Consider the following 13,809-nt stretch of genomic DNA (forward strand, 5'->3'; position numbering starts at 1 on the left):
CGCTGAATATCAAGAACTTATAAACGTAACATTGTGGCGAAAAGGCTCGAAACGACATTCTTTATTAGAATTTGCCTGTATCTATTTATATGACTTATTGGTAATCAATAATAGTTTATACACCTTATCGCTGAATAGTTACCTCTAATAACGTTTCCGATTCGGATTTATTGTATACCCGTTGTTAATACCCTTATAAGAGTGTTCGTCAATGCCCTTGTATGGGTGTTCACTGATACCCTTATATGACTAATATCACGAGGCTTTATATTACCTTTTAATTGGGGTGGTATAAAGGTCTTCATCTATTTTTCTTCCCCTCTCATCAAACAGTGAGTATATCCTCTTTAACTCTGATATAAGCATTTGCTCGAACGTTTCCCATTGGAATAGGGAGGTTGCATCGTCTCTATCACAATAGTGCACGGTGCTTGTTCTTTTATCTATACAAAGATAAGAACCGTCCCAGTCATAACCGCCTATAAAGAAATGGTCGTCTGCGGCATTTCGAGGTCTTTCCCGAATGTTTGCCGTAATAATCGAAAACGGTTGGCGACTTTTATCAGTGCTTCTTTTATAGTTTCTTCTTAACCCGTCTAAACAAAAGGTTCCAACCAATATGTCTAACCCATTGCTTACATCTAACAAGATTTTTTTATAATCGATGGGAATTTCCATGCCCAATTCTTTCTCCAATGCTTGGACATCGTTCTTACTTAGCGGAGGATACAGGGTGTTTAGCCAAGCCTCGGGGGCTATATGGGGCGCTTTTCCTATAAGGATTGCACCGGCGGATTGGGATTCTTCAATACCTTGGTTCTGAAATCTATGAATTAAATATCTATATGTTTTATTCATATTCTATTTTTCTATATACGCTATACTATTTATGGTAAAGGTTCATCATTAAAAAAATGATGAATTTAACAATATCCGATTTAATCTCTATTGATTTTCTTCCCACTTGATGGATTACTGTAATTACCATTATGCCTACTAAGACGCTCTCCACCTTTATTCACAAATTCAATATTTGACGAATCACCAGCATCTTCTGGATGTCCTTTTACACTATTAATGTGATGTCCTTCGTAACCCTTTACTTTTCCTGTTTCTTTTAATTCTTTTAACTCTTTCTTTGTCCATCTTCTGGAACCGCGCCCTGTCCTTTCCACCAATCTTTTCTCTGCTTTCCATACATCTTTAACAACTTTTTATCTCACCTTAATTCCGCAGCATAAATTCTTGTAAGAACTCCAAGTGTCTGAGAAACAAAGTTCTCAGAACACTTGGATATGTCAGAAATTTCACCTATCTTGGTGCTGCAAACATAACAAGTAAGCAAAAATCTGACATGGTAAAGGTAGCAATTAAAAACGAGAATATCACTTCTTTCGGTGGAATTTATCATATTATGGACGTATTTTCAAAGTTGGGCTTTGAAAAACTTACAGAATCTGTCTTGGGCAAACGTGGGTGTAGCGATAAGGCTTTTAGTCATGGAAGCATTTTCGGTTCTCTCTTCTTCAGTTACCTTTGTGGTGGAGAATGTCTTGAGAATATCAATACACTTATAGGGCAGTTCAGGCAGAGACCTGGTACGCAACTGCCTGGTGCCGACACTGTAGGACGTGGACTTAAGGATCTTGCCGAAGAGAATGTCGTCTATAAGAGCGAGATCTCTGGGAAGTCGTATAGCTTCAATGCAGCAGAGAAACTGGACACCTTACTTCTGCGAATGATACGACAGATGGGGCTTATAAAGGTAGGCAGCCATGTTGACTTGGACTTTGATCATCAGTTTATTCCTGCCCACAAGTTCGATGCAAAATATTCTTACAAACAGGATTTTGGCTACTTCCCTGGTTGGGCTTCCATTGGGGGCATTATCGTTGGAGGTGAGAATCGTGATGGAAACACCAATGTGAAATTTCATCAGGAAGACACGCTTCGTCGCATTATGGACCGAGTAATCTCAGAACTTGGTGTGACAATAGAGCGTTTCCGTGCCGACTGTGGGTCGTTCTCAAAGGAAATTATCCAAACCGTAGAGCAACGCTGTAACACATTCTATATACGTGCTGCCAACTGTGGCACTCGTTATGAAGAGTTCCGCCAACTGAAAGAATGGAAGAGCGTCGAGGTTGGTTATGAAAAATACGATGTCACATCCATCAACATGGACAACCTCATTGAAGGAAAGTCATACAGGCTTGTCGTACAGCGAAGTCCTTTAAGGGACAAGGGTGGTAAGAAACAGACGGATATGTTCGGAGTGATATACACATATCGCTGTATCCTTTACCAATGATTGGGTATCAACCGAGAAAGACATCATTACATTTTACAATGGACGAGGAGCAAGTGAAAAGAACTTCGACATACAGAACAATGACTTCGGCTGGGCACATCTGCCCTTTTCCTTTATGGCTGAGAACATGGTGTTCATGATGGTTACCGCCATGCTGAAGAACTTCTATCTCTATCTCGTCCGTCGTATCAGTGAAAAGGTTAAGCCGTTGAAAAAGACAAGCAGATTGAAAGCCTTTATCCTGCAATTTGTCAGTGTGCCAGCGAAATGGGTGCGCACAGGAAGGCAGAACGTTCTAAACCTTTATACCAATAAAGCATACTACTCTGAAGTTTTCCTTGAATAAACAGCATTTCTTTGTGGTATTCATTTTCCCCATTGGCTTGGGTGGGGGATTTTATGCGCCTGCAAGGACTAATACCAGTCTAAGGTCGCTTCCTATCACATGTAGAGGCAAAAAGACTCCTCAACACACAAAATTATATCACAAGAAAAAGTGCTGCGGAATTAAGGATTTATATGAAGACGGAAACGCGACGCACGACTTTGCTAAGCCGCACCTCGGAGCCTATCTCAACCGTCAACCGACGGCTCATATCACCAACCACCCCATTGCCGCGCCGCCTACGGGAGCTGCAGCGTCCATTTTTGGCCTGTACGGGGATTATCATTGGACAACGAACAACGCGGATGTGCATACCGACACCGTGCCAGCAGCTTTCACCGGAAATAACCCCGGCGTGATTGAGCTGGGTCCACAAGGCGCCGGCAGGAAGCACCTGAATGTGTACTCGGGCGGTATGCTCAAGAATTTCGAGGGCTGTCTGCCGCTCGATAACTTCACCATGCACTTCGGCGGTGGGTTTGGAACGCCCAATTTGAAGATCACCGGCACGAAGCCGCTCTATATTTTGAACTATGGCAATAATGACAACAAAACGGCCTGCGAGGCCAACCTCGTTTTCCTTCCTTCCACGAGCGACACGGTGCAACACGCGATCAATGGAGCCAACGACCCCGTGGCGCCTACCTATTATGCACCGCTGACGCAAAATCGCGGCGCGATGCATATCCAGGCGCTGGGTAATACGGAGTTTCGCACCGACGAGGTGTGGAAGCCGGGGATGAATAACAACCTTCTGATCCTCTCGGAGAGTCGAAACGTGATAGCCCAAGGGATTGATTACACCGCGGGATATACGGACGACGTGGCGAGTGGGCTTCTGACCTTCTGGGTGGAGGATCGCACGCCGGATCAGGCCCTTGTCTCGGGCTGCGATAATGCCGGATTGGCCGATCGGAATGGTCATCGTGGCAATTTGTACCTCAACGACGTCACAAAAATCACACGTCCGGCCGGCGGAGGTACGGAAACCAACCTCGTAGCCGCAAATAACATCCGTACGGCTCGCGTGGAATATGCGGGACAGAACGCCGACACGCTGAACGTGATCTCTCGAAAGGGCGATCTCTACCTCGGCTACGCGGCCGGTTCCAAGATTTACACGCCCACGGAGGCTTACGTCGGGAATAGTAAAACGGGCACCGACAATGCGTTCATCTATCAAGGCACGGGTGGCACGGCCGAGGTCCATCTGCAAGCCGGATTTGACGATAGTCATGCACAGATGACGCGCACGGAAGGCATGGAGGGCGGAAACGTCTACTTTGCCCGCCTGGCGATAGATATGCCAAGCGGAGGTCGCCGGAACGCTCGCGTCACCATCCCCTACTCCAGCGAATACATCTGCAACGGCGGCAATCTGCACCAGCGCGCGGGCCAGAGCATGCTCCGCTACGAACATTCGGGCATCATCGGCGGACTCGGTCGCTGCGGCGTGGAAAGCGCGGCAGGCTGGGCGGCGTATGCCGGCCGATTGGAGAACCCGGGCACACTGAACGACTTGAACACCATGGCCCGCGGCGCCGCACACCGCTCGCTGGAGTATAAGAGCGACAACGAAAGCCTTGTGCTCGACGCCGGTCGGCGGGGGAATATCATCTTGAACCGCGGCGCCTTACTCACCGGGCGGTACACTACCGGGCACGTCGTTTTTCGCACTCGCGAGGGCGATATTGATCTGCGCGACCCCGTGGACATCACTGGCGGAATCGGCGGAGGGGTCTTATTACTCGCCCAGACGGATAGCCTCGAGAAATTATCTAAGATCAAAGCCTGCGATTGCGACGAAATGCGGAATAATGTCTACCTCCAAGACCTTTCTTATACCTCTACGCATTCGGATAATAGCTTTTTCATCGGCGCAGACAACAACATCAAACTGAATTATGGCGGATTGGCCAATATCGGCACACGCGAGGATCCATTTCTTAGCACCGACTACGAAGAAAGGGACGGTCAGCCCGTCAGAAGAGGCGTAGGCTATGCCGGCGGGGTGAATGGCGGATGTGATAACAGCGCTTTTCACTGCGATCTGGACCCGAACGAAAATAAGGCTCGCGATCTGCAACTCACCTTCACCACCTACGTGGCGAGTGATGGCAGCACGAAGCCCATCCGCAGCGGCGGATTTGCGGCCGTGGCCTCGGATCGGATCGATGTGTACAAAAATCTGATGTATACCGGCGGTGAGGGCACAGGTTTGGGCACCCCTCCGACGGCGAACGGCCTGCTGCACGGCGAAGACGTACGCGGCTACGGGCTCTTCCTCAAAACGCAGGCAAACAAGGGCAACTGGACGGAAAACATGCTCCTCCACACGCCCTCTTGCCCCACCACCTGTCAGGCTACGGGCTGCGGCAGCGGCGAAACACCACGCGCCTACCTACACCACACCGCCCGCCTCACCTTCCACAGTGACGCCCGGCTGAAAGCTGGCAACCAACGCCTCGTGCTGGAGTCACCCGTGATCGAGACCTTCGGCGTGCTCGAGCTTGACGCACTCACCAACGCGGGAGGTAACACCGAGATCGTGATCAAGACAGACTCCCTGATTTGCCACGACAGTTTGATCCGCGCCGGAGACGATCGCATAAAATGGACCACCTGGAGCGGCCTACCCGGCGACCAACCCATCATCAAATTGGGTTACAGCCGCCGCACCGCCCCCTTCGCCGAGTATGCCGTGGACGGCAAGCGCTGCCGCGAGTGCGTCAGCCACTATAAGGGTAAGATTTATGCCCCGGGCGAGACACCGCTCGACACGATGTTCATCCAATTCGGCCCCAACACGCCCACCGAACGTCGGAATGTGTTGGTGCTCGACCACACCGTGCTCTCCTTCCTCACGGATTCTTTCGACCACGTCAAGGGCGGCGCCATCCGCCACGCGCGCTTCTTTGTCGATACGCTCAAAACGCGCAACCAAGTGGAGTTTTGGACCGACGAGAAGCACGAACGGGAAGGCCACCTGGAGCTGATCTCCGAACCGCAGATGCTCTCGAAAGACTACGCCGGAATGTACACCCGCCATCTGCACCTCGAGCCCATCGGCGCTTGTGGGCGCCCCACAAGTGAGCTTTGGCTGCCGGGCAACGCGCTGGATGTGATCACCACGTCTACGTTTGGCGGCTTCGGCATCCAGTACACCGACGTGCACGTCGAAAACGGCGGACATCTGAACCCGGGATTCACCTCCCTGCGCCTCCGCGGACAATGCTACGAGCAGCAAGCCGGCACGCTGACGATGAAAGACCTACGCCTCGACAGCGGAGCCGATCTGCACTTCTCCATCGGCTCCACCCAAGGCCTGAATGGCAGCTACAGCGACGCCATCGACGTAGACCGACTCACGACGTATGGCTCCGTGAATGTCCATATCGAGATCCGCCCGTGCGAGCGTGTCGAAAAGCGCTGCTATCCGCTCATCTACTATAAGTCGGTGACTCCGAACAGCCTCAACAACCTGAAGCTGAAAAGAAAGAGCGTCACGATCGACGGCGAGGAGTACCCCCTCGCGCTGAGCCTCTCCACGGACGGCGTCGTTTACCTCTGTGTCGGCAACGCCGTGGATCCGGTGCTCACGCATACGGTCACCATGCCCGAAGTGAGTGGCGTCACGACCACACCGCGGGCAGGCATCTGGCCGGTGAACAGCCGGAGCAACTTCCGCTTCAGCGCCTCCTATCCGAAAGGTTCCCGCCCGCTGATGGTGCGTACCAATCGCCGTGTGCAGGGTGGCGCGCTGGAAGAGCTTTCGGGCATCCTCAACGCGAATGGGGAGTACGAATACATCGTGCCCAGCGTCCGCGAAGAAGTGACCCTCACCTTCGGCCCCGATCACGTCTCCAACGAGCTGATCATGAGCTCGGCCGTGTGGTCGCACGGGGAGCAAATCCATTTCCGTATCGATCGCAGCGACGTAGCGAGCATCTACTCCGTGGCGGGTCGCCTGGTGAAGCGCATCGACCTGCCCGCCGGCGAAACGAGCATCCCCATGCAGCGCGGCGCGTACATCATCACCCTGCGCGACGGCTCCGTGCATAAAGTGATCGTGAAATAAGAAGCCGTTAGGCCGCTCGTTCGGCCGCCCCGCATCCTCTTCAAGCGTAGAGAGGATCATTTCGAGGCTCGTTTTGGAACTCTCCGTCGTGGGAAGTCCAAAATGAGCCTCATTTTTTTGTCCTCCGCGATGGAGCGCATAAAATGGGTCGGATTACGAGGTACATAGCCCTGATATGATAAGTGGTGTCTTGCCACAAGATGCAGGGATATGGAAAAGTATACTGTGCATCTGCGGTCGTCTTGTCATGCGTCTCTTTTGACTCTGGGCAATGTAGACGACAGAGCCCTCTTGAAACACATGGACTTCCACAAACGGATTTTCGGGAAGCTCTTCGGAGACAGGGGCTATATCTTGAAAGACCTATTCGAACAGCTCTTTATCGATGGAGTTCACCTTGTCACTCATTTAAAGAAGAGTCAGTGAAGAATGCCTTAATGCTTCAACATGACAAGATTATGACTCGGAAAAAATCTCTGATCGAGACTGTTAATGATCAGGTGAAAAAGCGTTTGTCAGATAGAGCATACCCGCCATCGGTGCTTCTCGAACTTTATCACCAATCTGCTATCGGCTTTGGCTGCTTTCTCCTTTTTTCGACAAAAGGCCCTCCATCAACACCGCTGAGGAGTTTGTACATCCCTCCTTCCTACCTGTTGCTAGATCAAACTCGCCCCTGAAAAGGTGCGCGACATGGCCCTGCAAATGCTCGACACGGTGGAAAAGCTACACGATGCCCTCCAAGGTGAGACGCTGGGCGATACGGTTTCCGCCCTCAGCCGCAGCCGTGCCACAATGCAGACACGCAGCAATAAGATCGTCGTGTTCAATCTGATCTACTCGACGACCTTCCAAGAAGTAAAGTAGACAATCAAAAGGGGTGAAAATACCCCCTTTCGAGGTATGAAAGGGATACAAAAAACGGGGCGCGAAAAACACGTCCCGTTTTTGTACTTTTTGATTGGCGCCATTGTACTTAAGCCAAAAAATCCCACCGAACCGCAGCTCGATGGGAAATTTGAGGGGAGAAATTGCTTCTCCTGAACCATATGAAAAAATCCGTAGACCATAGAATGTACCCCGATTGCAAATCGGGGAGGCGTGTACTCGAAGCGGGACTTGAACCCGCACAGCCGTTGTCGGCCAAGGGATTTTAAGTCCCTCGTGTCTACCATTCCACCATTCGAGCCGCAGATCTGGGTCTTGAGAGCGGAAGACGGAACTCGAATCCGCGACCCCAACCTTGGCAAGGTTGTGCTCTACCAACTGAGCTACTTCCGCAATAATGTGTCAATGTGTGCTTGGTGCTTTTTGTCGGCTTTTGCATCTGCCTTGCCAAGGTTGGCTGTTTGTCCATCCTTTGGGGCAAGGTTGTGCTCTACCAACTGAGCTACTTCCGCGTGTGACAATCATGTCAATTGTGTGCTTTGCTTTCGCTAAAGCGGCGGCAAAGATATACGCGATCTCATTTTTGCAAAACGCTGGAGTGAAAAATAGTGCCCGTGCGGGGACTGCGATCAGTTGTATACGATCACGGTGCCTCGCCCATCGCTCTCGGTCTTGTAGGGCTTGAGGCCGTGCCGTCCGACACCCTCGACGGGAACGCCGCTGCCATCGTTGATGAGGTATTTGGTGCCGCACTGTGGGCAGACGGCGTAGATGATGTCGCTGTCGGGCTCGACGCGTACGGAGGAGCGATTTTCGTACGGGCAGGAGAGGTCGAAGGCGTAAAATTTGGCGTCGACGCCATGCACTACGAGTACACCTCCGAATCCGAAGGCCTGATAGGCGGAGCTTATCGGGTGGCTGTAGTGGGTGTAGGTGGCTGCGGAGGGGACGGTACGCAGGGCCTTGTCGTTGAAGGTCAGATCGAGGCGTAGCGCAACGGGATAGTTGTCGATGGGGTTAGGCTCGGTGCAGGCCGTGACGAGTCCGACGAGCAGCGTGGCAACGATGGACGCAATGTGAGGGCGTTTCATGGGGTGAGGTCTTGCTCTTCGTAGGGCAGGCGGGCCAAGATCTCGGAGATCTTTTCGACGGCTTCCTGCATGGGCTTGGAGACCATCGGTTTGAGGAAGGGATTGAGGTCGGCGCGGACGGTCAATTTCATGCGGGTGTCGCTCGTGGCCACTTGTTTGAGCTGGATCCAGAGTTGCAAGGGGACGGGCGATTGAGTGGTCTCGAACTTGATGGTTTTGTTGGGCTCGCGGTCGACGATGCGGAACTCGATCTTCCCGATGGGGCTCACTTCGAAGCTGCAATGGTCGTCGGTGAAGGAGAAGGCTTTGATGCTGTCCTCGGGGATGCTGTTGCGCACGCGTTGCAAGTTGGAGAGGTCGGAAAGCATGGCGAAAACGCGGGCGTCGTTGTGGGGAATGGGGCGGATGGTGCTGGTGAATTCTGTCATTATGTATGTACTAAGGAGGAGTAAGGAGGGGGTAGGGTGGGGGAGTAGTCGGGGTTAGTCCTGTGGGTTCCAGTGGGCGGGATCTTTGCGCCATTCTTGCAGGATGGCCTCCTCGGTCGGGGTGATGTATTCGGTCTTGAGGGCTTCTTCGATCACGGCGTCGTAGTTTGAGAGGGTGATGAGGCGCACGTTGGCGGCTTGGAATTGTTCTTCTGCCACGGGGAAGCCGTGGGTGTAGATGGCCACCATGCCGATGACCGTGCAACCGAAATTGCGGACGGCCTCGACGGCTTTGAGGCTGCTACCGCCCGTAGAGACGAGGTCTTCCACGACGACGACCTTCGATCCGGGTCTCAGTTCGCCCTCGATCAGGTTTTCCAGTCCGTGATCTTTCGGCCTGGAGCGGATGTAGACGAAGGGGAGTCCGAGCAGGTCGGCCACCAGGGCACCCTGCGCAATGGCGCCTGTGGCGACGCCGGCCACGGCCTCCACTTCACCGAAATTCTCTACGATGGTGCGTGCCAATTCGATCTTGAGAAAGGTGCGGAGGGCGGGATAGGAGAGCGTTTTGCGGTTGTCGCAATAGATGGGTGACTTCCAGCCCGAGGCCCAGGTGAAGGGGTTTCCGGGTTGCAGCTTGACGGCTTTAATCTTGAGCAACTTCTCAGCGACGATGCGTTCTAATGCTTTCATATTCTCTATTAATGGATGGATGGGTAATGTTTGTGGGCGCAAAAGTAGGGTAAAATGCCCACGCGGCCGGAACGCGCTTCGTTATCGGAGGCTGTCCCGGCCGCGCGTGTGGGATAAGTGGCGTGGCGACCTGATGGACGGCGCTCGGGCTACGATGCGTCGCCTTCTTCCATGAGGTTATTCATCAGGGCGTAGAGTGCCAGGCCGGCCACGGATTTTATGTTCGTCTTGCGGGTGATGTTTTTGCGGTGTGAGATGACGGTGTGGACGGAGATGTGGAGGCGTTCGGCGATTTCCTTACTCATCAGCCCTTTGGCTACGAGTACGAGGACGTCTGTCTCACGTCGCGTCAGTTCGTGACCGCCTGCGGGGTCGAGCATTTCGGCTCTATCGGACGTGGATGCGTAGGCCTCGAGTATGATATCGACTATCCGTTCGGCGGACTCGCGTATCTCGAGCACGCTATGGAAAGCGTGCAGGATGGTGTTGTCGATATATTGGTAAACGAGGGCTATGATGGTCATGTGAGGGTATTCCTGGGCTAAGCTATAGACTGGGTAGCGCTTGGAGTAGGGCATTACGGTCGGGTTGATCAATAAAATGTCTGGACGTGCCACGGAGATGCGTTCTGCGTAGTCCTCCGTGCCGTCGGATGGGCGTAGGACGTCCAGCTCCGGAGACTTCCCCAGGATTTTGATCAGCCCTTCCTTAATGATGATGGAGGGCTCGACGATAAGTACCTTCTTTTTGCGGCTCATGCACGTTTTGCCTCCAGCATTTCGACATACGGGACGAGGATACGATCTTCGATCAGCGCATGCTTGTTTAAGTCGGCCGATAATTGGAATATATCGAAGACGACGTCGATAGAGTCTTCAGGCGACACATTCCCCGGCAGGTATTTGAAGATGATTTGGGTCAAGTCGTTGAGTTTATCCTCGATATTGTCGTGCGCCTCGGCATAGTCATGGATATGATACGATTCGGGTAAGGTCTCGCCGTTTTCGGAGGCTATTCGCAGTCGCTCGATGTAGGGAAAAACGACCTGTTCTTCGTAGTCGAAATGTTCCTCAACTTCATTTTTATACCCCGCGAAGAAGTGGCGCAACATATTTCCATATCGCTTATCCACTTTCGAGGCCATCCCGTCGAGCAGACGTCCCAAATAGGGCAAATGACGCAAGTAATACTGATGAGAAGCATGCAAATAGGGCACGAGTAGGCGCATGTCGATCGATTGAAGGGTCTCACGATTCGGCAGATAGGCATCGAAGGTGTAGACGTTGCAGACCAGGAGGAAGAAATCCACTGGCACGTCGTACGCGGCGCATACTCGCGCTACGCTTCGCTCCCCGAAACCCAGAGGAATGCCGAAACGAGGCAGCATAAGAATGAGGTTATGGTTGGCGGAAATCAAATCGGCCAGTTTCATGTTTTCCGAGAAAAGCATTTTATCCATTATTCGTTCAATACGTTCATTGATCACGGACGCAAAAGTAGACCTTTCCCATCGCATGAACTCTCTTCGGAGCATCGCTAATGATAGCGATTTTTTAGCTTCATCTCTACCCAATAATAGGGATAGGCGCGAGTAGTGACCCGCCCCGGCTTGATGGCGACTGCTTCTCGTCTCCTCGATAGGTGCCTCTTCCATCCGTGGTACTCCCAAACGCTTCTCGTTTCCCTATTCACCCCCGATGGGGGTGTCTGTGGGGCGTATGCTGTTGCGCCCTACGGCGGGTATATCTGGAAAACGTGCCGCATTTCTTGATTCGATCCCGTGGGGATCGTCTGTGGGGCGTATGCTGTTGCGCCCTACAGCGGGTATATCTGGAAAACGTGCCGCATTTCTTGATTCGATCCCGTGGGGATCGCCTGTGGGGCGTATGCTGTTGCGCCCTACAGCGGGTATATCTGGAAAACGCGCCGCATTTCCTAATTCGATCCCGTGGGGATCGTTTGTGGGGCGTATGCTGTTGCGCCCTACAGCGGGTATATCTGGAAAACGTGTCGCATTTCTTGATTCGATCCCGTGGGGATCGCCTGTGGGGCGTATGCTGTTGCGCCCTACAGCGGGTATATCTGGAAAACGTGCCGCATTTCTTGATTCGATCCCGTGGGGATCGCCTGTGGGGCGTATGCAATACGCCCCTACAGCAGATGTAACCTCAAAACGAGGCGCGTTTTGGGACTCTTCGCGATGGATGACCCCAAAACGAGATCCATTTTGGGACTCTCCGCGATGGATGGCACCAAAACGCGATCCATTTTGGGACTATCCACGATGGATGACCCCAAAACGCGATCCATTTTGGGACTCTTTGCGATGGATGACCCCTAAATGAGGTCCATTTTGGGACTCTTTGCGATGGATGGCCCCAAAACGCGGTCCATTTTGGTGCTTTTCGCGCTGGAGAGTAGGAAAACGAGGTCCATTTTGGAGCTCTCCGCTCTGGAGAGTTGTAAAACGCGGCGCGTTTGGGTGTTCTCCGCGCTGAGGAGTTGTAAAACGCGGCGCATTTGGGTGATCTCCGCTCTGGAGAGTAGGAAAACGAGGTCCATTTGGGTGGTCTCCGCGCTGAAGAGTAGGAAAACGAGGTCCATTTTAGTGATCTCCGCGCTGAGGGGTTGGAAAACGAGACAAAAAAAGGACATCCCCGAGGTGGGGATGCCCTTTAGTGATCGACGGGATAGACCGTCGTTAACGGATTACTTATTGGAGGCGTACAATTGGCTGAGCATCATGTCCAGGACAGGGCCGCGGGCGCCAACCCGAACAATCTTACCCTCTGAGTCTACCAAGAAGCAGGCCGGTACACCCATAATGCCGTACACTTTGTTGGCCATGCCTTGGATGCCATCAGGGCAGCGGAGCTGCGTCCAGGAGGGCTTGTCTTGATCGAGGGCTTTCTTCCAGGCTGCGTCGTCGTCGTCGACGGAGATGCTAATAATATGGAAGGCGGGGTACTTCGACACGATCTGCTTGAGATGTGGAATTTCTGCGCGGCAGGGCGAGCACCACGAGGCCCAGAACTCTACGAGCGCGTAACCCTCTTTCGGGAGCACGTCGTGCAGCTTGACGGTCTTGCCATCTGTCGTAGAGAAGTCGGCGTCGGGGATGACGGAGCCGAGAGCCATGTTTTTCTTCGTCGTCATCTGCTGTACCAACAGATCATAACGTGCTTTACCCTTCCACGAGGGCTCCAAGACCTTGAGGATCTCGTCCACGTCCGTCGTTGTCAGCTCATCCGCGTAGACGAGTATGCCGGCTTGATCCAGCGCGACGATGGAGGCGGCGTTTTTGCGGATAAAGTCCAGGCGGGCGTCGTTGCACTCCTTGCGGAGGGCCTCAATTTCACTCTCCATGCGGACGGCCTCGGCGATGATGCTGTCGGTGCGCTCCTCAGCGGAGTAGTACACGGAGGCCTGTTTCTCGCTGAGCTCGCTCAGGCGGTTCTCCTTGTCGGCCATCTGGGCGTTGAACTTCTCGTTCAGCTCCTGCGTGGGTGAGCCTGTGATGACGGGGTTCACCGTCTTACGATCCGGGATGTAGAAGAGCGTAGGCATGGTGGCCGCATCGGCTGTGAAGGTCATGGGTGCGTTCTCGACGTAAAAAGCATAAGCTAACGTGCGCTCCTGCTCCGAGAGCGAGGCGTCGGGCAGATCTATCGTCAGCTGGAACATGGTCGGCTCGTCCACTTTGCCTTTCAGCTGAAACTTGCCTTCCTTAACCACGGCGCTGTCGACAACGGTCATCGTCGGATCAGCCGCATCGAAGATCTTTACTACGGCATTCTCAACGTTACCAGTCAATTTGCCGTCAATCACGAAGCCATCTGAGGCTTTCTGTTTGCATGCCACGGCGAGTAAGGCCATGACTGCGAGGAATAAGTACTTTTTCATCTCTTGTTTATGTAGAAATTAAACGTAGTTGT

The 13,809-nt window shown here is 52.8% G+C and carries 10 protein-coding genes, 2 tRNA genes and 2 pseudogenes; 4 read left to right on the forward strand and 10 right to left on the reverse strand.

Annotated features, from left to right (window positions below; all coding sequences use genetic code 11):
- Positions 1-270: 270 nt before the first annotated feature.
- Both C7123_RS10620 and C7123_RS10625 read right to left on the reverse strand, forming a co-directional pair.
- Positions 271-858 carry an SMI1/KNR4 family protein gene (locus C7123_RS10620; RefSeq protein ID WP_069175006.1) on the reverse strand — a complete coding sequence of 196 codons (588 nt, stop codon included), beginning with the start codon at positions 856-858 and terminating at the stop codon, positions 271-273.
- Positions 859-938: 80 nt separating this feature from the next.
- A pseudogene (locus tag C7123_RS10625) lies at positions 939-1,196 on the reverse strand (RHS repeat-associated core domain-containing protein); the annotation flags it as partial.
- A gap of 158 nt (positions 1,197-1,354) precedes the next feature.
- On the opposite strand from C7123_RS10625, the pseudogene C7123_RS10635 reads away from it, so the two are divergent.
- The 4 genes and pseudogenes from C7123_RS10635 to C7123_RS13005 all read left to right on the forward strand — a co-directional run bounded on the left by C7123_RS10635 (position 1,355) and on the right by C7123_RS13005 (position 7,641).
- A pseudogene (locus C7123_RS10635) lies at positions 1,355-2,657 on the forward strand (IS1380 family transposase).
- Between the two features lie 346 nt (positions 2,658-3,003).
- Positions 3,004-6,774, forward strand: a complete 3,771-nt coding sequence (locus C7123_RS10640) for a T9SS type A sorting domain-containing protein (protein WP_069175007.1) — start codon at positions 3,004-3,006, stop codon at positions 6,772-6,774.
- A gap of 210 nt (positions 6,775-6,984) precedes the next feature.
- Positions 6,985-7,200: a transposase gene (locus tag C7123_RS13480; RefSeq protein WP_083206838.1), complete on the forward strand. Its 216-nt coding sequence runs from the start codon at positions 6,985-6,987 to the stop codon at positions 7,198-7,200.
- Positions 7,201-7,467: 267 nt separating this feature from the next.
- Positions 7,468-7,641 (forward strand): hypothetical protein, encoded by a 174-nt coding sequence (locus C7123_RS13005; protein WP_159049904.1) that lies wholly within the window; start codon positions 7,468-7,470, stop codon positions 7,639-7,641.
- Between the two features lie 237 nt (positions 7,642-7,878).
- Here the strand turns inward: C7123_RS13005 and C7123_RS10650 are convergent.
- The 8 genes from C7123_RS10650 to C7123_RS10690 all read right to left on the reverse strand — a co-directional run bounded on the left by C7123_RS10650 (position 7,879) and on the right by C7123_RS10690 (position 13,777).
- A tRNA-Leu gene (locus C7123_RS10650) sits at positions 7,879-7,963 on the reverse strand.
- Between the two features lie 19 nt (positions 7,964-7,982).
- Positions 7,983-8,055 (reverse strand) — tRNA-Gly (locus C7123_RS10655).
- A 236-nt stretch (positions 8,056-8,291) separates the two neighbouring features.
- Entirely contained in the window at positions 8,292-8,753 is a 462-nt protein-coding gene (locus C7123_RS10660; protein WP_069175008.1) for a Rieske (2Fe-2S) protein, read from the reverse strand.
- A complete protein-coding gene (locus C7123_RS10665) occupies positions 8,750-9,181 on the reverse strand; it encodes an SRPBCC family protein (RefSeq protein ID WP_037983935.1) in 432 nt (143 codons plus the stop codon). The genes C7123_RS10660 and C7123_RS10665 overlap by 4 nt, the downstream gene beginning before the upstream one ends.
- 54 nt (positions 9,182-9,235) lie before the next feature.
- The gene (gene pyrE / locus C7123_RS10670) at positions 9,236-9,874 is read right to left on the reverse strand and encodes an orotate phosphoribosyltransferase (RefSeq protein ID WP_069175009.1); all 639 of its coding nucleotides are present in this window, start codon (positions 9,872-9,874) and stop codon (positions 9,236-9,238) included.
- A 149-nt stretch (positions 9,875-10,023) separates the two neighbouring features.
- Positions 10,024-10,632, reverse strand: coding sequence for a response regulator transcription factor (locus C7123_RS10675; RefSeq protein ID WP_069175010.1), 609 nt, complete (start codon positions 10,630-10,632; stop codon positions 10,024-10,026).
- Positions 10,629-11,333, reverse strand: coding sequence for a hemerythrin domain-containing protein (locus C7123_RS10680; protein ID WP_069175011.1), 705 nt, complete (start codon positions 11,331-11,333; stop codon positions 10,629-10,631). Before C7123_RS10680 ends, C7123_RS10675 begins: the two co-directional genes overlap by 4 nt.
- A 1,250-nt stretch (positions 11,334-12,583) precedes the next feature.
- A complete protein-coding gene (locus C7123_RS10690) occupies positions 12,584-13,777 on the reverse strand; it encodes a DUF4369 domain-containing protein (protein WP_069175013.1) in 1,194 nt (397 codons plus the stop codon).
- Positions 13,778-13,809 lie beyond the last annotated feature (32 nt).

This window comes from Tannerella serpentiformis (genome assembly GCF_003033925.1).
GTDB lineage: Bacteria > Bacteroidota > Bacteroidia > Bacteroidales > Tannerellaceae > Tannerella > Tannerella serpentiformis.